Annotated in this window: 18 protein-coding genes and 1 pseudogene; 16 read left to right on the forward strand and 3 right to left on the reverse strand. The window is 70.8% G+C overall.

Annotation, left to right across the window (positions count from 1 at the left end; translation table 11 throughout):
- Positions 1 to 191: 191 nt before the first annotated feature.
- A complete protein-coding gene (locus QM572_RS06915) occupies positions 192 to 1889 on the reverse strand; it encodes a cytochrome c biogenesis protein CcdA (protein WP_415091420.1) in 1698 nt (565 codons plus the stop codon).
- Positions 1890 to 1991: 102 nt separating this feature from the next.
- On the opposite strand from QM572_RS06915, the gene QM572_RS06920 reads away from it, so the two are divergent.
- Together QM572_RS06920 and QM572_RS06925 are read left to right on the forward strand one after the other, a co-directional pair.
- Positions 1992 to 2237: a type II toxin-antitoxin system prevent-host-death family antitoxin gene (locus QM572_RS06920; protein ID WP_415091422.1), complete on the forward strand. Its 246-nt coding sequence runs from the start codon at positions 1992 to 1994 to the stop codon at positions 2235 to 2237.
- On the forward strand, positions 2234 to 2617 hold the full coding sequence (locus QM572_RS06925; RefSeq protein WP_415091424.1) for a type II toxin-antitoxin system VapC family toxin: 384 nt from the start codon (positions 2234 to 2236) through the stop codon (positions 2615 to 2617). Before QM572_RS06920 ends, QM572_RS06925 begins: the two co-directional genes overlap by 4 nt.
- Before the next feature lies 1 nt (position 2618).
- Here the strand turns inward: QM572_RS06925 and QM572_RS06930 are convergent, their stop codons facing one another.
- Positions 2619 to 3026, reverse strand: a complete 408-nt coding sequence (locus QM572_RS06930) for a DUF1304 domain-containing protein (protein ID WP_415091426.1) — start codon at positions 3024 to 3026, stop codon at positions 2619 to 2621.
- Positions 3023 to 3556, reverse strand: a complete 534-nt coding sequence (locus QM572_RS06935) for a DUF1697 domain-containing protein (RefSeq protein WP_415091428.1) — start codon at positions 3554 to 3556, stop codon at positions 3023 to 3025. The genes QM572_RS06930 and QM572_RS06935 overlap by 4 nt, the downstream gene beginning before the upstream one ends.
- A gap of 69 nt (positions 3557 to 3625) precedes the next feature.
- Between QM572_RS06935 and carA the strand changes: the two genes are divergently transcribed.
- The 14 genes and pseudogenes from carA to QM572_RS07005 all read left to right on the forward strand — a co-directional run.
- Positions 3626 to 4768 (forward strand): glutamine-hydrolyzing carbamoyl-phosphate synthase small subunit, encoded by a 1143-nt coding sequence (gene carA / locus QM572_RS06940; RefSeq protein ID WP_415091430.1) that lies wholly within the window; start codon positions 3626 to 3628, stop codon positions 4766 to 4768.
- Positions 4768 to 8130 carry a carbamoyl-phosphate synthase large subunit gene (gene carB / locus QM572_RS06945; RefSeq protein WP_415091432.1) on the forward strand — a complete coding sequence of 1121 codons (3363 nt, stop codon included), beginning with the start codon at positions 4768 to 4770 and terminating at the stop codon, positions 8128 to 8130. The genes carA and carB overlap by 1 nt, the downstream gene beginning before the upstream one ends.
- Entirely contained in the window at positions 8130 to 9170 is a 1041-nt protein-coding gene (locus tag QM572_RS06950) for a quinone-dependent dihydroorotate dehydrogenase (RefSeq protein WP_415091434.1), read from the forward strand. The genes carB and QM572_RS06950 overlap by 1 nt, the downstream gene beginning before the upstream one ends.
- Positions 9167 to 9997, forward strand: a complete 831-nt coding sequence (pyrF, locus tag QM572_RS06955) for an orotidine-5'-phosphate decarboxylase (RefSeq protein WP_415091436.1) — start codon at positions 9167 to 9169, stop codon at positions 9995 to 9997. The genes QM572_RS06950 and pyrF overlap by 4 nt, the downstream gene beginning before the upstream one ends.
- A 238-nt stretch (positions 9998 to 10235) precedes the next feature.
- Positions 10236 to 11291 carry a hypothetical protein gene (locus QM572_RS06960; RefSeq protein WP_415091438.1) on the forward strand — a complete coding sequence of 352 codons (1056 nt, stop codon included), beginning with the start codon at positions 10236 to 10238 and terminating at the stop codon, positions 11289 to 11291.
- Entirely contained in the window at positions 11288 to 12355 is a 1068-nt protein-coding gene (locus QM572_RS06965) for a hypothetical protein (protein WP_415091440.1), read from the forward strand. The genes QM572_RS06960 and QM572_RS06965 overlap by 4 nt, the downstream gene beginning before the upstream one ends.
- 5 nt (positions 12356 to 12360) lie before the next feature.
- Entirely contained in the window at positions 12361 to 12756 is a 396-nt protein-coding gene (locus QM572_RS06970) for a hypothetical protein (RefSeq protein ID WP_415091442.1), read from the forward strand.
- A gap of 36 nt (positions 12757 to 12792) precedes the next feature.
- Positions 12793 to 13125: an integration host factor, actinobacterial type gene (gene mihF / locus QM572_RS06975; RefSeq protein ID WP_415091444.1), complete on the forward strand. Its 333-nt coding sequence runs from the start codon at positions 12793 to 12795 to the stop codon at positions 13123 to 13125.
- The gene (gmk, locus tag QM572_RS06980; RefSeq protein WP_415091446.1) at positions 13118 to 13717 is read left to right on the forward strand and encodes a guanylate kinase; all 600 of its coding nucleotides are present in this window, start codon (positions 13118 to 13120) and stop codon (positions 13715 to 13717) included. Before mihF ends, gmk begins: the two co-directional genes overlap by 8 nt.
- 18 nt (positions 13718 to 13735) lie before the next feature.
- Entirely contained in the window at positions 13736 to 14065 is a 330-nt protein-coding gene (gene rpoZ / locus QM572_RS06985) for a DNA-directed RNA polymerase subunit omega (RefSeq protein WP_415091448.1), read from the forward strand.
- Positions 14066 to 14072: 7 nt separating this feature from the next.
- Positions 14073 to 15323: a bifunctional phosphopantothenoylcysteine decarboxylase/phosphopantothenate--cysteine ligase CoaBC gene (coaBC, locus tag QM572_RS06990; RefSeq protein WP_415091456.1), complete on the forward strand. Its 1251-nt coding sequence runs from the start codon at positions 14073 to 14075 to the stop codon at positions 15321 to 15323.
- A gap of 25 nt (positions 15324 to 15348) precedes the next feature.
- A complete protein-coding gene (gene metK, locus QM572_RS06995; protein WP_415091450.1) occupies positions 15349 to 16551 on the forward strand; it encodes a methionine adenosyltransferase in 1203 nt (400 codons plus the stop codon).
- Positions 16552 to 16644: 93 nt separating this feature from the next.
- The gene (locus QM572_RS07000; protein ID WP_415091452.1) at positions 16645 to 19467 is read left to right on the forward strand and encodes a M4 family metallopeptidase; all 2823 of its coding nucleotides are present in this window, start codon (positions 16645 to 16647) and stop codon (positions 19465 to 19467) included.
- 13 nt (positions 19468 to 19480) lie between these two features.
- Positions 19481 to 19967: pseudogene (locus QM572_RS07005) on the forward strand (primosome assembly protein PriA); the annotation flags it as partial.

Here is a 19967-nt window from a genome sequence, read left to right on the forward strand (position 1 = left end):
GACTATGCCTGTTGGTCCACGCTGTTGGTCCACGCTGTTGGTCCACGCTGTTGGTCCACTCGGTCGCGCACGCCCTGGACCAACCGGGTGGACCAACCGGCATAGTCCGGGCTGGGGTTGGATGAGGGCGTGGCCGACCTCTCCGACGACAAGCTGACGGCGTGGCGGGAGTACACGGCGACGCCGTGGGCTCAGCCGAAGGTGAAGGTGTAGGCCTCGATGCCCTTGCCGTAGGTCAGGGTGATGGTCTCGTCGAGGACGTCGTCACCGGTGATCAGCGGGTAGAGGTTGGGCGTCCCGCTGACGTCGATGGTGCGGTCGGGCTTGCCCGGCTCGCTGATCGTGACCGTTCCCGAGCCGGCGAGCACGTGATAGACGTCGCGACCGCGGAAGTGGAGCCGGAGCTGTGAGCCGTCCTCGGCGACGAGATGCTCGGAGGTCGCCGACCACGGTCCGGCCAGGCCGTAGGTGTCCTGCGGCTGGCTCGCGCCCGCATACGCGTACGTCGTGCGGTCGGTGCCGACGTACTTCGGCGATCCGACGTAGCCCGGGTGATTGGCGGCCAGGTAGAGCTCGGGCGTGCGGGCCTCGGTGAAGCCGGGATCGTCGACCTTGGTGGTCGCGGCCGGGAGCGTGACGCCGGAGCCTCCGGTCGCGGGGTCGGTGAGCAGCGTGCGGATCAGTCCCTCGGTCTGGGCGTAGTCGCCCTCGCCGAACTTGATCGCGCGGACGGTGCCGTCGCGGTCGATGAGGTACTTCGCCGGCCAGTAGCGGTTGCGGTAGGCGGTCCAGGTGGCGAGCTCGTTGTCCTGGAGGACGGGATAGGTCGTGCCCTCCTTCCTCATCGCGGCGACGAGGTTGGAGCTGCTCTTCTCGAACGCGAACTCCGGCGAGTGGACGCCGATGACCTCGAGGCCGGCGCCGGCGTAGGCCTTCTGCCACCTCTGGATGTAGGGCTGGTCGCGCTGGCAGTTGATGCAGGAGTAGGCGAAGAAGTCGATCAGCACGACCTTGCCGTGCAGGTCGTCGAGGCTGATCGCCCTGCCGTCGGGGGTGTTGAGCCAGCGGCCCTTCCGGAGCTTCGGCGCCACGCCGCAGGAGGCGAGCTCGTCGGCGCCCGGGGTGCACTTCGAGAGCGCCTTGTTCTCCTCGGTCTCGAACGGCGTGAGCGCGCCCTGGACGGCGTCGGACGTGGCGAGCCTCTTCTCCAGGCCGCCGGTGTAGTTGGGCACCGCCCGCTGCAGCGCGTCGGTGGCGTTGAAGGCCAGCGCGACCGCGAGCACGATGAGGATGACGCCGCCACCGACCCGGAAGGCCGTGGCACGCGAGCGGTAGGCGTTGATCCGGCCGCGGATGTTCGAGCCGGCCGAGGCGAAGATCAGCAGCGGCAGCGCGGCGCCGAGGGCGAAGGAGACCGTCAGGACGACGGTGCGCCAGCCGATCTGCCCGGTGGCGCCGGCCACGGTGATGGCGGCGAGGATCGGCCCGGCACAGGGCACGTAGAGCGTGCCGAGCCCGAGGCCGAGGACGAACGGCCCCCCGCGCTGCCCGGTGACCTTCGGCAGCCGGTAGAACGGCCGCTCGATCAGGTGCCCGAGGGCGGGGATCAGCATCCCGATCCCCACCAGCGCCAGGACCGCGATCCCCGCCCAGCGGAGGAAGTCGTCCGGGAGGCCGAGGAACGACAGGATCGTCGAGCCCAGCAGCGTGAAGACGCTGAAGCTGGTGACGACGCCGACGATGATCTTGAGCGGCCGGGTGCGGTCGCTCCGCTCCTCACCCGCCCCGCCCGCTCCGGCGAAGAAGATGATCGGAAGCATCGGGAGCACGCACGGCGAGACTCCGGTGATGAGTCCGCCGACGAGGCCGATCAGGGCGAGGGTGAGCACGCCTGTTGTTCGGTACGGCGACCCGCGCGGATGGGTCGGAGAGCGGCCGTGCGAATGTACATGTCGCTGGTAGGACATGTACGTCGGGTCTATCCTGGAGCCATGGCCGTCACCCCGACCCAGCTCCGCGCGGACCTGTTCCGCCTTCTCGACGAGGTCCTCGAGACCGGCGAGCCACTCGAGGTGACCCGCAACGGCAGGACGCTCAGGATCGTCGCCGAGCAGCCTCGCGGAAAGCTCGCGCGCGTGGTGCCGCGTCCGGGGTACGTCGTCTCCGAGGACTCCGATGAGTTCCTCGAGCCGACTCCCTGGGATTGGGACCCCGAAGAGGCGCTTGACCCGTCGTGATCCACCTCGACACGCACGTCGTCATCTGGATCCAGAACGGTGAGCACGTCAAGCTCTCGGCGGGCGTCCGCGAGCTCATCGAGACCGAGGACATCGCCATCTCGCCGATGGTGTTGTTCGAGCTGGGGATCCTCTTCGAGATCGGGCGTCTCCGCGACAAGCCGGAGCTCGTGCTCGCGGACTTGCGGGCGAGCACCGGCTTGGCGGTCGACCAGACGGGATATGAGCAGGTGGCCCGGGCAGCGCTGACGTCGAAGTTCGCGTTCACCCGCGATCCGTTCGACCGCATGATCGCGGCGCACGCGGACGCGGCGAGAGTCTCCCTCGTCACCAAGGACCGCCGCCTCCGCGAGCACCTCGACTTCGCGGTCTGGCCCTGAGTCAGACGGCGAGACCGAGCGCGAGGAGGACGACGCCGACCAGGGGGACCAGGCCCTGCTTGAGGGCGGCGGAGCGCTTGTCGGGGCTGGTCGTGAAGAGCACCAGCGCCGCCGCGACCATCGAGCCGGCTCCGGCGAGGACCAGGGCGGCGCCCGCTGCCCGCGTCGAGGAGTCGCCGACGGCGTACAGGACCGTGCCGACCACCACGAGGATGGTCAGGAAGAGGTTGTAGAACCCCTGGTTGAAGGCCAGCTCCCTGGTCGCCGCAGCCTCCTCGCGCGACGTGCCGAAGACGGCGCGGGCCGCGCCGGTCCAGGCGATCGACTCGAGCCAGAAGATGTAGACGTGCACCAGGGCCGCCAAGCCCGTGAGGACGAGCCCGGCGACGACGATCCCGTTCAAGGTCATGCGTCCATCTTGGCGAGGATCTTGCGGAGTGTCAGGGGAGTGCGCGAGGTGGTCTGCTTCTCGTAGGTCTGGTCGATCCACTTCATCACCTCGGGGCCGCCGGTGAGCGTGGTGTCGTGGATGGTGCACAGCGCGCCGTCGACGATGCCGACCACCTCGACGCCCGCCAGCCCCTCCGGAGGCGTCGGCGCCGACCGGAGGGCGGTCCGGAAGAAGGTGACGAGCTGGTACGACGCCTTCCCGTGCGCCGCGTCCCCGAACGGCTCCGCGTCCAGCAGCGCCGCGATCTGCGCGCGCGACCGCACGACGGTCAGCGCGGAGAAGCCGAGCTCCTCCGGCCAGGCCGCCTCGATCCGGTCGGCGAGCTTCGCGGGGCTGCGCGAGCCCGACTCGAAGACGACGTTCCCGCTCGCCAGGACCGACCTCACGCGGTCGAGCCCGAGTCCCTCCAGCACCCCGCGCAGCGACTCGTTCGACTTGCGCGGATCGCCCGGGCCGATGCCGCGGATGAGGGCCACATAGGAGGTCATAGGCTAATCTTCCCCTCGACCCGACATCCTTTAACAGGCCGTCCAGAGAGGCGGAGAAGGAGGTACGGCGTGACCCTGCGCGCCCCTGCGTTGCTCGTCCTCGAGGACGGCCGCACGTTCCATGGTGAGTCGTTCGGAGCCGAGGGGGAGACCTTCGGCGAAGCCGTGTTCTCGACCGGCATGACCGGCTACCAGGAGACACTCACCGACCCGTCGTACCACCGCCAGGTGGTCGTCATGACCGCGCCGCACGTCGGCAACACCGGCGTGAACGACGAGGACCCCGAGTCCAGCCGCATCTGGGTGTCGGGCTACGTCGTCCGCGATCCCGCCCGTGTGCCCTCGAACTGGCGGAGCCGCCGCACGCTGGACGACGAGCTCCGCGAGCAGGGCGTCGTCGGCATCAGCGGCGTCGACACCCGCGCCCTGACCCGGCACCTGCGCGACGCCGGCGCGATGAAGGTCGGCATCTCGACCCTCACGGCCGACGCCGAGGAGCTGCTCGCGAAGGTGCGCGCGAGCTCCGAGATGGCCGGGGCCAACCTCTCCGAGGCGGTCTCGACGCCCGAGGCCTACGTCGTGCCGGCGCACGGCGAGCGGCGCTTCACGGTCGCGGCCCTCGACCTCGGCATCAAGGAGATGACCCCCTACCGCATGGCCGAGCGCGGCATCGAGGTCCACGTGCTTCCCGCCACCGCGACGATCGACGACGTCCGCTCGGTCGGCGACCACGGGCCCGACGGCCTCTTCTACTCCAACGGCCCGGGTGACCCGGCCGCCACGACCGACCAGGTCGCGCTCCTCCAGGAGGCGCTGGGCGAGGGCATCCCCTACTTCGGGATCTGCTTCGGCAACCAGCTCTTCGGCCGGGCGCTCGGCTTCGGCACCTACAAGCTGAAGTACGGCCACCGCGGCATCAACCAGCCGGTCCAGGACCGCACCACGGGCAAGGTCGAGGTGACCGCGCACAACCACGGCTTCGCCGTCGACGCGCCGCTCGACGAGGACACCGAGACCGCGTACGGCATCGCGAGCGTCAGCCACGTCAACCTCAACGACGACTGCGTCGAGGGCCTCGAGCTCCGCGATGCCGAGACCGGCGCGCTCAAGAGCTTCAGCGTCCAGTACCACCCGGAGGCCGCGGCCGGCCCGCACGATGCCGCCTACCTCTTCGATCGCTTCGTGTCCCTCATGGCAGAGCGGAGCCGCTGATGCCCAAGCGCACCGACATCCACTCCGTCCTCGTCATCGGCTCCGGCCCGATCGTCATCGGCCAGGCCTGCGAGTTCGACTACTCCGGCACCCAGGCCTGCCGCATCCTCAAGGCCGAGGGCATCCGGGTCATCCTCGTCAACTCCAACCCGGCCACGATCATGACCGACCCGGAGTTCGCCGACGCGACCTACGTCGAGCCGATCACGCCCGAGTTCGTCGAGAAGGTGATCGCCAAGGAGCGCCCGGACGCGATCCTGCCGACCCTCGGCGGCCAGACCGCGCTCAACACCGCGACGGCGCTGCACGAGAACGGGGTGCTGGAGAAGTACGGCGTCGAGATGATCGGCGCCTCCTTCGAGGCGATCCACCGCGGCGAGAACCGCGAGCTCTTCAACGACATCGTCCGCAAGGTCGGTGGCGAGGTGTGCCGCTCCTTCGTCTGCCACACGATGGACGACGTCGAGGCAGCCACCGAGCAACTCGGCTACCCCGTCGTCGTACGGCCCTCGTTCACGATGGGCGGCCTCGGCTCCGGCATCGCGTACGACGAGACCGACCTGCATCGCATCGCCGGCGCCGGCCTCTCGGCCTCGCCGACCACCGAGGTGCTGATCGAGGAGTCGATCATCGGGTGGAAGGAGTACGAGCTGGAGGTGATGCGCGACAAGGCCGACAACGTCGTCATCATCTGCTCGATCGAGAACCTCGACCCGATGGGCGTCCACACCGGCGACTCGATCACGGTCGCCCCGGCGATGACGCTCACCGACCGCGAGTACCAGTACCTCCGCGACCTCGCCATCGGCATCATCCGCGAGGTCGGCGTCGACACCGGCGGCTGCAACATCCAGTACGCCGTGAACCCGGTCGACGGTCGCGTCATCGTCATCGAGATGAACCCGCGCGTCTCCCGCTCCTCGGCGCTGGCGTCGAAGGCGACCGGCTACCCGATCGCCAAGATCGCCGCCAAGGTCGCCGTCGGCTACACCCTCGACGAGATCGAGAACGACATCACTGCCGGCCCCCAGGGCTCCACGGCGGCGAGCTTCGAGCCGACGCTGGACTACGTCGTGGTCAAGGTGCCGCGGTTCGCGTTCGAGAAGTTCCCGACCGCCGACTCCACGCTCACCACCCACATGAAGTCCGTGGGCGAGGCGATGGCGATCGGCCGCAACTTCACCGAGGCGCTCAACAAGGCGCTCCGCTCGCTGGAGGACAGGAAGGCGCCGTTCACCTGGGAGGGCGTGGTCGACAAGGCTGCGCTCCCGGGGCTGCTGGAGCAGGTGAAGCGCCCGCACGACGGCCGCCTGCGCGAGGTCATGGACGCCATCCGAGCCGGCGCGACGCCGGAGGAGATCTTCGATGCCACCAGGATCGACCCGTGGTACGTCGACCAGCTCTTCCTGATCCACGAGGTCGCCACCGCGGTCGGCCAGGCCGGCGAGCTCGACGCCCGCACCCTGCGCCTGGCCAAGCGCCACGGCCTCTCCGACGCCCAGATCGCCCAGATCCGCGGGCTCACCGAGGCGGAGGTGCGCGAGATCCGCTACGCGGCGGGCGTCCGCCCGGTCTACAAGACCGTCGACACCTGCGCCGCGGAGTTCGAGGCGAAGACGCCCTACCACTACTCCTCCTACGACGAGGAGACCGAGGTCGCGCCCCGCGAGCGCCCGGCGGTGATCATCCTCGGCTCGGGTCCCAACCGGATCGGCCAGGGCATCGAGTTCGACTACTCGTGCGTCCATGCCAGCCAGGAGCTGTCCAAGGCCGGCTACGACACGATCATGGTCAACTGCAACCCCGAGACGGTCTCGACCGACTACGACACCAGCGACCGGCTCTACTTCGAGCCGCTCACGCTCGAGGACGTCCTCGAGATCTACGCGGCGGAGAAGGCGGCCGGCCCGATCGCCGGCGTCATCGCCACCCTCGGCGGCCAGACGCCGCTCGGCCTCGCGCAGGCGCTCCAGGACGCCGGCGTGCCCATCGTCGGCACGTCTCCGGAGGCGATCGAGCTCGCCGAGGAGCGTGGCGCATTCGGCAAGGTCCTCGACGCGGCCGGGCTGGTCTCGCCGAAGCACGGCACCGCCGTGTCCTACGCCGACGCGGAGAAGATCGCGCACGAGATCGGCTACCCGGTCCTCGTCCGGCCGTCGTACGTGCTCGGTGGACGGGGCATGCAGATCGTCTACTCCGACGACGCCCTCGCGACCTACCTCGAGGCGGCCACCGAGCTGATCAGCGAGGACCGCCCGGTGCTCATCGACCGGTTCATCGACGACGCCGTCGAGATCGACGTCGACGCCCTGTACGACGGCGAGGAGCTCTTCCTCGGCGGCGTGATGGAGCACATCGAGGAGGCCGGGATCCACTCGGGCGACTCCTCCTGCGCGCTGCCGCCGATCACGCTGGGCCGGGCCGAGATCGCCCGGATCCGCGCCGCCACCGAGGCCATTGCCGAGGGCGTCGGGGTACGCGGCCTGATCAACATCCAGTTCGCGCTCGGGGCCGACGTGCTCTACGTCATCGAGGCCAACCCGCGCGCCTCGCGCACCGTCCCCTTCGTGTCCAAGGCGACGGGCACCTCGCTCGCCAAGGCCGCCTCGCGGGTGATGCTCGGCGAGTCGATCGCGGACCTGCGCGCGGCCGGACTCCTGCCCGCGACCGGCGACGGCGGCCTGCTCCCGGCCGACGCGCCGATCGCGGTGAAGGAGGCGGTGCTGCCGTTCAACCGGTTCCGCACCAAGGAGGGCCAGTTCGTCGACTCGGTGCTCGGCCCGGAGATGAAGTCCACCGGCGAGGTGATGGGCTTCGACACGGACTTCGGCAAGGCGTTCGCGAAGGCCCAGGCCGGCTCGTTCGGCCCGCTGCCCACGCACGGCCGGGTCTTCGTCTCGATCGCCAACCGCGACAAGCGGACGATGATCTTCCCGGCCCGCGTGCTGGCCGATCTCGGCTTCGAGATCCTCGCCACCCAGGGCACCGCCGAGGTGCTGCGCCGCAACGGCATCCCGTCCACCGAGGTGCGCAAGCACTTCGAGGGCACCGGCGAGAACGGCGAGAAGACGACCGTCGACCTGATCCACGAGGGCGCGATCGACCTGATCGTCAACACGCCCAACGGCTCGGCGGCCGACGCCCGCGCCGACGGCTACGAGATCCGGTCCGCCGCGGTGCTGACCGGGACGCCGTGCATCACGACCGTCCAGGGTGCGGCTGCCGCCGTGCAGGGCATCGCGGCGCTGCGCGGCGGCGAGATCGGGGTCCGCTCGCTCCAGGAGTGGTCATCACCCCAGCAGGACGCGCTTCGCCTGCCTCCCGCCGGGGACCCCGAGGCGACGTCGCTCAAGGAGGCCTGATGGGCCGTCCCTACCGCATCCTCTTCGACCACCACTTCGTCCACCAGGATCCGGAGGAGGCCCACCACTCCGCCTTCCGCGCGATCCGCGCCGCCGGCCCGGTCCTCAGCCGGCTGCCCACCCCGGGCACGCCCGTCGAGGCGCTGGGACTCACCTTCCCCAACCGGCTCGGGCTCGCCGCGGGCTTCGACAAGAACGGCCTCGGGATCGACGCGCTCGCCGGTCTCGGCTTCGGGCACGTCGAGATCGGCACGGTCACCGGCCAGCCGCAGCTCGGCAATCCCCAGCCGCGGCTCTTCCGGCTCACCGCCGACCGTGCCGTGATCAACCGGATGGGCTTCAACAATGACGGAGCCGCCGTCGTCTCCGCCCGGCTGGCCGCGCGGGGTCGCCGCAGCGGCGGCCCGGTGCTCGGGATCAACATCGGCAAGACCAAGATCGTCCCGGAGGACGACCAGGCCTCCGTGCTGGCCGACTACACCCTCTCGACACGGCTGCTGGCGCCGTACGCGGACTATCTCGTCGTCAACGTCAGCTCGCCCAACACCCCCGGCCTGCGCTCGCTCCAGGCGGTCGACCGCCTCCAGCCCCTCCTCGAGCACGTACGCCGCGTGGCCGACGAGTCGACCGGCGACTCCGGGCGCCGGGTCCCGCTCCTGGTGAAGATCGCCCCCGACCTCGCCGACGAGGACGTCCTCGACATCGCGGCCATGGCGGAGGCCATCGGGCTGGACGGCATCGTCGCGACCAACACCACGATCGGGCGGGACGGGCTCCGCTCGCATCCGAGCCAGATCGTCGAGGCCGGCGCCGGCGGCCTCTCGGGACGCCCGCTGGCCGCCCGCAGCCTCGAGGTGCTCCGCCTCCTCCGCAGCCGAGTGGGGGCTCGCCTCACGCTGATCGGGGTCGGCGGCATCACCACGCCCGAGGACGCGCAGGCCCGGATCGACGCCGGCGCGACCCTCGTGCAGGGCTACACCGCGTTCATCTACGAGGGGCCGCTGTGGCCACGCCGCGTCGCGAAGGGACTGTACGCATGACCCAGCCGTTCGGAGCCCGCCTGCATGCCGCCGTCGCCGACCGCGGGCCGCTGTGCGCCGGGATCGACCCGCACGCGTCCTTGCTGGCCGAGTGGGACCTGCCCGACTCCGTGGACGGCCTGGAGCGGTTCGCGCTCACCGCGGTCGAGGGGCTGGCGCCGTACGTCAGCGTGGTCAAGCCTCAGAGCGCCTTCTACGAGCGCTTCGGCTCGCGCGGCGTCGCCGTGCTGGAGCGGGTCGTCGCGGAGTCGCGCGCCGCCGGGGCGCTGGTGCTCCTCGACGTCAAGCGGGGCGACATCGGCTCCACCTCCCAGGCGTACGCCGACGCCTACCTCGACCCGGCCTCGCCCCTGGCGTCGGACGCGATCACCGTGTCGCCCTACCTCGGCTTCGGCTCTCTCGACCCGTTCGTCGACACCGCTCGGAAGTTTGACGCCGGGCTCTTCGTCCTCGGCCTCACCTCGAACAAGGAGGGGCCGGAGGTGCAGCGCTCGACGACCGACACCGGCGAGTCGGTCGCGGCGCGGATGTTCGAGCACCTGCGCCTCCTCAACGCCGACGCCACGCCACTCGGCGACTTCGGCGCCGTCGTCGGCGCGACCGTGGGCACGGTGTCGGATCTCGGGGGAGGGGAGAGCCTGGCGTTCAACGGCCCGATCCTCGCCCCCGGCTTCGGTGAGCAGGGCGGCACCGTCGCCGACATCCGTCGCATCTTCGGCTCGCTGACGGTCCTGCCCAGCTCCTCGCGCGGCCTCCTCCGCGTCGGGCCCTCCGTCGCCGGCCTGGCCGACGCCGCCCGCCGCACCAACGCGGAGCTGCTGGGCTGACCGGGCGGGCCAGCCGCGGTGCCGGCTGAACCGCGGGTCCTCAGCGTCACCAGGTGACGCTGACGACCCGCGGTTGAGCTACGTGACCTTCTTGGCGACGATGATGTCTCGACCAGAGCGGCGACGTGATCCGGTTGGGACCTTGGTCCCTATTCCTGAACGGAAGACGTGAATCGCCTGTGGGCGGTCGCGATCACTGATGGGATGGGGGTTCCGCGGTCGAAAGGGTTGGACGTTCATGAGGTTGTTCTCGGGCATGGCTGTCGCGCTGCTCGCACTGGGCATGGCGCTGGTGGCGCCGGCTGCGGCACAGGCCGCGGCGACCGACGCGGTCACAGGGCTGACGGTGAGCGTCGCGCAGGCGCCGGGCTCCCACACGAGCTGGCAGGTCACGGCGTCGTGGACCGCCAACCCGGACGCGACCACCTACCGGGTGCAGATCGCGGCGGACGCCGCCGGTGCGACGGTCTTCGTCACCAAGGACGTCAGCGTCACGAGCGCCACCCTGACCACGGATGCGCTCGCCGGCGGTCAGGACTACTGGGTCCTGGTCAAGCCGATCGCCCCGAGCGACGGCTCCTCCACCGGCAAGCAGTTCAACGCGCCCGCGCTCGACACCACCCCGCCGACCGGCTCCTTCGTCGTCGACGTGCGGACCTCCTACCTGACGACGACGTACGACGCGTCGTACACCCTCAGCACGAAGGCCACCGCGCACGTGGTGCAGCAGTCGCTGGAGGCGGGCGCGACGAGGGCGGTCCTCGCGGGCGACGGCTCCGCCGCGCAGGCATGGGCGTCGGGGGACACCTTCGAGCTGAGCTACGCCACCGCCGGCACCTACACGCCGCACGTGCTGATCACCGACGCCTACGGCAACACCGGGGACGTCGAGCTGCCGTCGGTGACGATCCTCGAGGACAAGTCCGGTCCCTCGCTGAGCATCGCCAAGCCCGCCAAGCCGAGCAAGAAGGCGTCGTGGCGCACCGTGCGCGGCACGACGGCGGACTCCGGCGTGGGCGTCTCGGTCGTGCTGGCGTACGTCGTCGAGAAGCGCGGGTCGGTCTGGTGGGCCTACGACTTCTCCAAGCGCAAGTGGCTCAAGGGCTACTCCTCGGAGAAGAAGACCGAGAGCAAGTCCAAGGCCATGCCGGCCTTCATCCAGCCGTCGCGTGACGGCTCGTGGAAGACGCCCGCGATCAAGGGCCTCACCCGCGGCAAGCTGCTCTTCCAGGCGGCCGCTCTGGACGCCAACGGCAACTACACGCTGAAGAAGATCACCCAGGTCCTTCGGTGAGGGCTCCGGCGGGGGTCGCCGCGGGCGCTCTCGTGCTGGCGGTGCTGCTCGCCCCGACGGCGGCCCAAGCGGCGCCGACAGACGCCGTGACCGGGCTCTCGGCGAGTGCGGTGCAGACGCTGAACGCCCACGACGGCTTCGACGTCGCGGCGACCTGGACCCGGAACGCCGATCCGGCCGTCACCGGCTACGTCGCCATGCTCGACGACGGGGTGGACGACGGCACGTACGTCGACGTCGTCGAGCTGCCCGCGACGGCCAGCTCGCTCACCTTCGCCTACGAGGACCTGGGCGCCGGCACGACGTACCAGGTGGTCGTCACGACGCTGGTGGGCGACGAGGAGGGCGATCCGGCCTCCACCTCCTTCACCACGCCCGCGCTCGACACCACGGTCTCGGGCTCCTTCAGCCTCGACGCGACCTCGCACTACCTCCGGACCCGCTACGACAAGACCGTCGGCGACTTCGTCGTCGACGCGGCCTTCACGCTGCTCAAGGGCTCCGCCGACGCCGACGCGACGATCCAGGTGGACAGTGGGGACGGCACCGGCGTCGAGGACTGGACGTCGGGATCGACGTTCGCGCTCGTCTACGACACCCCCGGCACCTACACGCCCCACGTCTACCTCACCGACCGCTACGACAACAGCCGCGACGTCCAGCTGCCGTCGGTCACGGTGATCGAGGACCTCACCGACCCGGCGGTCTCGATCACGACACCGGCGAAGCCGGCCAGGAAGGCGTCGTGGCGGACCGTCCGGGGCACCGCCTCCGACAGCGGAGTCGGGCTCTCGACGGTCATGGTCTACGTCGCCCAGCGGCGCGGGTCGACCTGGTGGGCCTACGACTTCGCCAAGCACCGGTGGCTCAAGGGCTACTCGTCCCAGAAGAAGACGCTCACGAGGACCAGCGCGTCGCCCACCTTCCTCACGCCGTCCGCCGGCGGCGGGTGGTCCACTCCCGCGATCAAGGGCCTCAAGGCCGGCAGGCTCCAGGTGAAGGCGGCGGCGATCGACAACGAGGGCAACTTCCGTACGACGCAGGTCACCCGCTCCGTACGCTGAGGCGCATGCGCCTCCGGCTCGTCCTCCCCTCGCTCCTGGCACTGCTGGCACTCCTGGCGACGTCGACGCTGGCAGGCTGCGGGGGCACCTCGGCGTACTGCGGTGAGGTGGAGGACCGGCAGAAGCACCTGAGCGAGGTCGTCGCCAGCGGAGAGAAGAACGCGCTCATCGACGCGCTCCCGGACTTCCGTGCCCTGCGCGACAAGGCGCCCGACGACATCCGGGACGAGTGGACGACGGTCATCGACGCCGTCGAGAGGCTGAGGAGGGCCGTCGCGTCCAAGGACGAGGACGCCACCGCCGCGGCCGCCACCGCGCTCCAGAGCGATGCCGTCTCGGACGCTCTCGTAGGCGTCCAGCAGGAGGTCCGGGACGTGTGCCACACCCCCCTCACCCTCTGATCCCCCTGAGTCCCAGGCATGCCCTAGGGTGACGGCGTGGCCCTGCCCCCGCTGACTCCCGAACAACGCCAGGCCGCCCTGGAGAAGGCTGCCGCCTCCCGGCGCGAGCGTGCCGAGGTGAAGAACCGGCTCAAGAACTCCGGCGCCTCGATCATCGCCGTGATCGAGCAGGGCCAGACCGACTCCGAGCAGGGGAAGGTGATCGGCAAGATGAAGGTCGTCGACCTGCTGCAGTCGATGCCGGGCGTCGGCAAGGTCCGCGCCAAGGCGCTCATGGAGCGGCTCGAGATCGCCGAGAGCCGGCGCGTCCGCGGACTCGGCGTCAACCAGATCGCCGCGCTCGCCCGCGAGTTCGAGCAGCGTGGCTGAGCCCGGGTCCGAGCGGTCACGGCTGGTCGTGCTCGCCGGCCCGACCGCCGTCGGCAAGGGCACCGTCGCCGCCGCGATCCGGGAGTCCCACCCCGAGGTGTGGTACTCCGTCTCGGCCACCACCCGGGCTCCGCGGCCCGGCGAGCAGAACGGCGTGCACTACTGGTTCGTCTCCGACGAGGAGTTCGACCGCATGATCGCCGAGGACCAGCTGCTCGAATGGGCCACCGTGCACCAGGTCGCCCGCTACGGCACCCCGCGCGGCCCCGTCGAGGAGGCGCTCGCCGCCGGGCGCCCCGCCGTGCTCGAGATCGACCTCCAGGGCGCGCGCCAGGTGCGCGAGACCATGCCCGAGGCGCTGTTCGTCTTCCTCGCCCCGCCGTCGTGGGAGGAGCTCGTACGCCGTCTCATCGGTCGTGGCACCGAGACCCCCGAGCAGCAGGAGCGCCGGCTGGAGACGGCCAGGACGGAGCTGGCGGCGGAGTCGGAGTTCGACGTCACCATCGTCAACCGCGAAGTTCACGCTGCCGCCGCCGAGTTGGTAGCCTTGATCACCGGCGGTCTTCCACCGGAGACCCGCCGCCCCGACTGACAGTGAGGCAAGAGAGACGTGGCTGCCCCCGAGATCGACGCCCAGGGCGTGACCAACCCCTCGATCGACGACCTGCTGAGCAAGACCGACAGCAAGTACCGCCTGGTGCTCTACGGAGCCAAGCGCGCCCGCCAGATCAACGCCTACTACTCCCAGCTGGGCGAGGGTCTCCTCGAGTACGTCGGCCCCCTGGTCGAGACGCACGTCCAGGAGAAGCCGCTGTCGATCGCGCTGCGCGAGATCAACGACGACCTGCTGACGTGCGAGGAGGCCGACCCGGCCGAGCTCGCCGCCGAGGAGGCCGCCGCCCGTGCGGCCGCGGCCGAGTCCAACGCCTTCGCCGAGTGAGACTCAGCTGACCGGCAACACCACCGCAGAGGCCGCGCCGAGGGCGCGGCTCTCTGTCGTTCTGGGGGTCACCGGCGGGATCGCCGCCTACAAGGCCGCCGAGCTGCTGCGCCGCTTCACCGAGGCCGGTCACGACGTCACCGTGGTGCCGACCCGGGAGGCGCTGCGCTTCGTCGGCGCGCCGACCTGGGAGGCCCTCTCCGGCAAGCCGGTGAGCACCGAGGTCTTCGAGAACATCACCGACGTCCCGCACGTCCGGATCGGCCAGACCGCCGACCTCGTCGTCGTCGCGCCCGCGACGGCCAACACGCTGGCGCGCGCCGCCCGGGGGATGGCCGACGACCTGCTCACCAACGTGCTCCTCACCGCCCGATGCCCCGTGGTCTTCGCGCCGGCGATGCACACCGAGATGTGGGAGCACCCGGCCACCGTCGCCAACGTCGCGACGCTCCGCGACCGCGGCGCCATCGTCGTCGCGCCCGCCGAGGGCCGCCTGACGGGCAAGGACACCGGCAAGGGGCGCCTGCCCGAGCCCGAGGAGATCTTCGAGCTCTGCCAGGCCGTGCTCGCCCGCGGAGGCGTCACCGACCTGGCCGGGCGTCAGGTCGTGGTGAGCGCCGGCGGCACGCGGGAGTACCTCGACCCCGTCCGCTTCCTCGGCAACCGCTCGTCGGGCCTTCAGGGCTTCGCGATCGCCCGCGCCGCCGCCGCGCGTGGCGCCGAGGTCACCCTCGTCGCGGCGAACTCCGCCCTCCCGGCCCCGGCCGGGGTGAAGGTCGTGGGCGTGGAGACCACGGCACAGCTGCGCGAGGCCGTCCTCGCGGCGAGCGCGAGTGCCGACGCCGTCGTGATGGCCGCGGCCCCTGCCGACTTCCGCCCCACGACCACGAGCGACGCCAAGATCAAGAAGAGCGCCGACGGCAGCGCCCCGCTCATCGAGCTGGAGCAGAACCCCGACATCCTCGCGGAGCTTGGCGCGGGCCGGCGTACGCGAGGGCAGGTGATCGTCGGGTTCGCCGCCGAGACGGGGGACGCCACGCACACGGTCGCCGAGTATGCGAGCGCCAAGCTGGAGCGCAAGGGCGCCGACTTCCTCGTCGTCAACGACGTCAGCGGGGGAGCCGTCTTCGGCCAGCCGGACAACGCGGCGGTGCTGATCAGCAAGGACCGCGACCCGATCGAGGTGGCCACGGGCACCAAGCAGGCGCTCGCCCACGTGATCTGCGACGAAATAGCGAGACGGCTGTCCAACCCCTGACACCCGGTCGCCTAGGCTGTCGGCCATGACTGGACGCTTGTTCACCTCCGAGTCCGTGACCGAGGGTCACCCCGACAAGATCGCCGACCAGATCAGCGACACGGTCCTCGACTATCTCCTCGAGCACGACCCCAAGAGCCGGGTCGCGGTCGAGACGCTCCTGACCACCGGCCTCGTCGTCGTCGCGGGCGAGGTCACGACCGAGGCCTACGCCCCGGTCGCCCAGCTCGTGCGCCAGAAGGTGCTGGAGATCGGCTACGACTCCTCCGACAAGGGCTTCGACGGCAACTCCTGCGGCGTCCAGGTCGCCATCGGCGCGCAGTCGCCCGACATCGCCCAGGGCGTCGACACCGCCGAGGACGTCCGCCTGGGCGGCTCGGTCGACGAGCTCGACAAGCAGGGAGCCGGCGACCAGGGCCTGATGTTCGGCTACGCCTGCGACGACACCCCCGAGCTCTTCCCGCTGCCGATCAAGATCGCGCAGACCCTCGCCGAGCGGCTCACCGAGGTGCGCAAGGACGGGACGCTTCCCTACCTGCGCCCCGACGGCAAGACCCAGGTCACGATCGAGTACGACGACGACAACCGCGCCGTCCGCGTCGACACCGTCGTCCTCTCCACCCAGCACGCCGAGGACGTCAGCCAGGAGCAGATCGCGGCCGACGTCAAGGCGCACGTCATCGAGCCGGTCCTCGAGCAGTTCAAGACCTCGGTGCCCTTCGACGGCTACAAGCTGCACATCAACCCCACCGGCAAGTTCGTCGTCGGCGGCCCGATGGGCGACGCCGGCCTGACCGGCCGCAAGATCATCGTCGACACCTACGGCGGCATGGCCCGCCACGGCGGCGGCGCCTTCTCCGGCAAGGACCCGTCGAAGGTCGACCGCTCGGCCGCCTACGCGATGCGCTGGGTCGCCAAGAACATCGTCGCCGCCGGCCTCGCGCGTCGCGCCGAGGTCCAGGTGGCCTACGCCATCGGCGTCGCGCGGCCCGTCGGCGTGTTCGTCGAGACCTTCGGCACCGAGACCGTCCCGGTCGACCGGATCCAGGCCGCCGTACTCGAGGTCTTCGACCTGCGTCCCGGCGCGATCCTGCGCGACCTCGACCTGCTCCGGCCGATCTACGCCAAGACGGCCGCCTACGGCCACTTCGGCCGGGAGCTTCCCGAGTTCACCTGGGAGCGGACCGACCGGGCCGAGGCGCTCAAGGCCGCGGCCGGCGCCGCCTGACCACATCACGGGGGAGTGAAACCCCGGTAACAGGTCGGGCGGGTCTCGTGAAACGCCTGCATCGGGCGTGAACCTCGGCGAGGATCGCTTCTTGTGCATCCATCGCGCCTGATCGCCGCGCTCGCGGCCGTCCTCTCCGTCGTCGTCGCCGGTCTGGCGGTGGTCGTTGTGGCCGCCTCCGACACCCAGGACGGTGCCGCCGCGCGGTCGGTCTCCGTCCACGGGCGGATCCGCCAGATCCTCGTGCCCGCCTCGGACGTACGCCGGACCCCCGGCGTCTCGAAGGACGCGAGCGTCGACACGGCGGCCAGGGCGCAGCTGAGGCACTACGGCGCGCAGCTCGGCATCGACCGGCCGGGCACGACGCTCGAGCGCACCACGTCGGTGCGCTCGGCCGCCGGCTCGGACGTCGTGCGCTTCGATCAGTACGTCGACGACGTCCCCGTCCTCGGCGGCACCGCGATCGTCTCGATGCGGTCGGACCGCTCGCTCGAGCAGCTCACCGCTGAGACGACCGAGCTCACCGAGGCGCCGGCGGTCGTCGTCGACGAGACGAAGGCGACGACCCTCGTGCGTCGCTACCTGGGCCTCTCCGGCTCCGCGGACGCCTCCGCCGCCGTCGAGCCGGCCGGCCGCTGGATCGTCGACCCTGCCATCACCGGCGCGTCGATCAAGGCCCCCGCCGCCGCCTGGCGGTTCGAGGTGGCCGCCGGCACCGACCACAAGCGCGAGGTCTTCATCGACTCGGCGACCGGCGCGGTCGTGATGGACCACGACGACGTCGAGACCATCGACCGCGTCGTGTGCGACTACAACGGGACCAGCAGCCACCTCGCCGACTCCTCGACCCTCTCGCCCTGCACGAGCCCGTCGAGCTTCGTTCGCACCGAGGGGAGCGCGGCGTCGAGCGTCGCCGACGTCAACAACGCCTACGACTACGCCGGCTACACGTCCGCGATGTACGCCGCCGTCGGAGGTCTCGACCTGACCAGCCTGCTCGGGCTCAAGGACTCCACCGGCACCAAGCACCTCGCCGCAACCGTCCGACTGTGCATCTCGGGCGAGGACTGCCCGTACGAGAACGCCTTCTGGGACGGCACGCAGATGTACTACGGGTCCGGCTACGCCTCCGCGCTCGACGTGGTCGGACACGAGATGACGCACGGCGTCACGCAGTACAACTCCAACCTCTTCTACTGGGGTCAGTCCGGCGCGATCAACGAGTCGATGTCGGACATCATGGGCGAGATCATCGACCGCCGGAACGGCGGCACCGACGACGGCTGGTATCTCGGCGAGGACCTGCCGGCGGGCACGACGGCCTCGTGCACCGGCTCGTCGACGGCCATCCGGAGCATGTCCGACCCCACCCTCTGCGACCAGCCCGACAAGATGACCAGCTCGCTCTACGAGGGTCCCGAGGACGGCACCCGCTCGGTCGACTACTGCAGCGACTACTGCGACTCCGCAGGCGTCCACTTCAACTCCGGCGTCGGCAACAAGACGTTCTACCTGATCAGCCAGGGCGGGACGTTCAACGGTCAGACCATCACGGGCATCGACGGCTCCGACGCCGGCCTGACGAAGTCGGCGAAGCTCTGGCTCGACGTCGACCAGAAGCTCGCGGCGGGCGCCGACTACGCCAACCTCGCCGACCAGCTCGACGCCAGCTGCCAGTCGCTCATCACCGCCGGTGTCGCCACGAGCTCGGACTGCGCCCAGATCGCCAAGGTCGAGCTCGCCACCGAGCTCCGGACCACCCCCACCAGCGCCAGCCAGCCCACCGATGCCGAGAGGAGCTGCCCGACCGGCACGGTCGTGCGGACGCTCTGGGACGGCGAGGCATCGGCGGCCTCGTCGACGTCGAGCTTCAGCTTCCCCACCAACGACAACGGCGGCTGGGTGCGCGCCACCAAGGCCTCGCCGGACAGCTACTGGGGCAACAACGCGACGTCGGGGCAGGACTCCTGGCTCGCCGCTGACGGCCCGACGAAGGACGCGGTGTCGCTGAAGCCCACGAGCGCGATCACGCTGCCGGCGGGCCAGCAGAGCTACCTGTGGTTCCAGGGCTGGTATCTCAACGAGTGGGTGCGCACCAGCAAGAAGTACTACGGCGGCGGCACCGTCGAGCTCAGCACCAACGGCGGGACCGCGACCGACGCGTCCGGCAGGACGTGGGTCAACGGACCGACCACGACGCTGCAGAGCACGGTCCAGGGTGGCGCGCTGAAGGCCTTCGGCGGCGACAGCCACGGCTGGGTGGCGAGCAGGCTGGACCTCGGCACCGCGGGCGGCACCGTCCTCCCGCAGTGGACCTTCCGCACGGACTCGGACAGCAACTGGAACTCCTCGCTCGTCGGCTGGTGGATTGACGACCCGATCGTGTACACCTGCGACCCGGCCCCGACGGAGACCCCGACGGTGACGGTGACCCCGAGCCCGACGGAGAGCTCGTCGCCGACCGCGAGCGCCACCCCGACCGAGACCGTCTCGCCGACGGACAGCGCCACCGCGACCCCGACGCCGTCCGAGAGCAGCACGCCCTCGGCGACGGCGAGCGACTCGGCGTCTGCCACCGACTCCGCCTCGCCCACGGAGTCGTCCAGTGCGCCCGCCTCGTCCAGCGCGGCGGCGACCACCAGCGCGCCCGCGACACCCGGGACCATCGTGGTCGCCAAGCCGGTGATCCGCGGCACGGCCAAGGTGGGCAGGAAGCTGACGCTCTCCTACGCCCGGCCCAGCGGCACCTCGGTGAGGATCACGTGGATCGGTGGCCGTGCGGGGCAGCACGGGACGTCGTACCGGCTGAAGAGGAGCGACAGGGGCAAGCGCCTGCGTGCCGTGCTGACCTACACGCGGCCGGGCTACACGACGCTGACGGTGAGCACCGCGACCACCACGAAGGTCAGGCGCTGATAGAAACGCACGTGTGAGCCACGACGATCCCGCACTGGACCTGCCCGGTCTGGTGCGGGATCGCTCGCGTGAGGGTGCCCGCAAGGCGCAGGCCACACGGGCGCGGAAGGCGGCCGAGGCCGCCATCGCCGACGACCTGCCGGTGGCGCACGTCCTCCTCGACCTGCCGGCCGCGCACCTGGACCGGATCTTCGACTACGCCGTGCCGGCGGCTCTCGACGAGGCGGCGGTGCCCGGGGTGCGGGTCAAGGCGCGCTTCGGCAGCCAGGACGTCGACGGCTTCCTGATCGCGCGCAGCGATCGCTCCGACCACGCCGACACCGGCGGAAGGCTGGCACCGCTGCGACGGGTCGTCGGCACCGACGCCGTGCTCACGCCCGAGATCGCCGAGCTCGTCGCCGCCGTCGCCCACCGGTACGCCGGCACGCGGGCCGACCTGCTCCGGCTGGCCGTCCCACCCCGGCACGCCGCCACCGAGCGCGTGGCCTCCCGCCCCGCGC

The organism is Nocardioides sp. (assembly GCF_047607365.1).
GTDB lineage: Bacteria > Actinomycetota > Actinomycetes > Propionibacteriales > Nocardioidaceae > Nocardioides.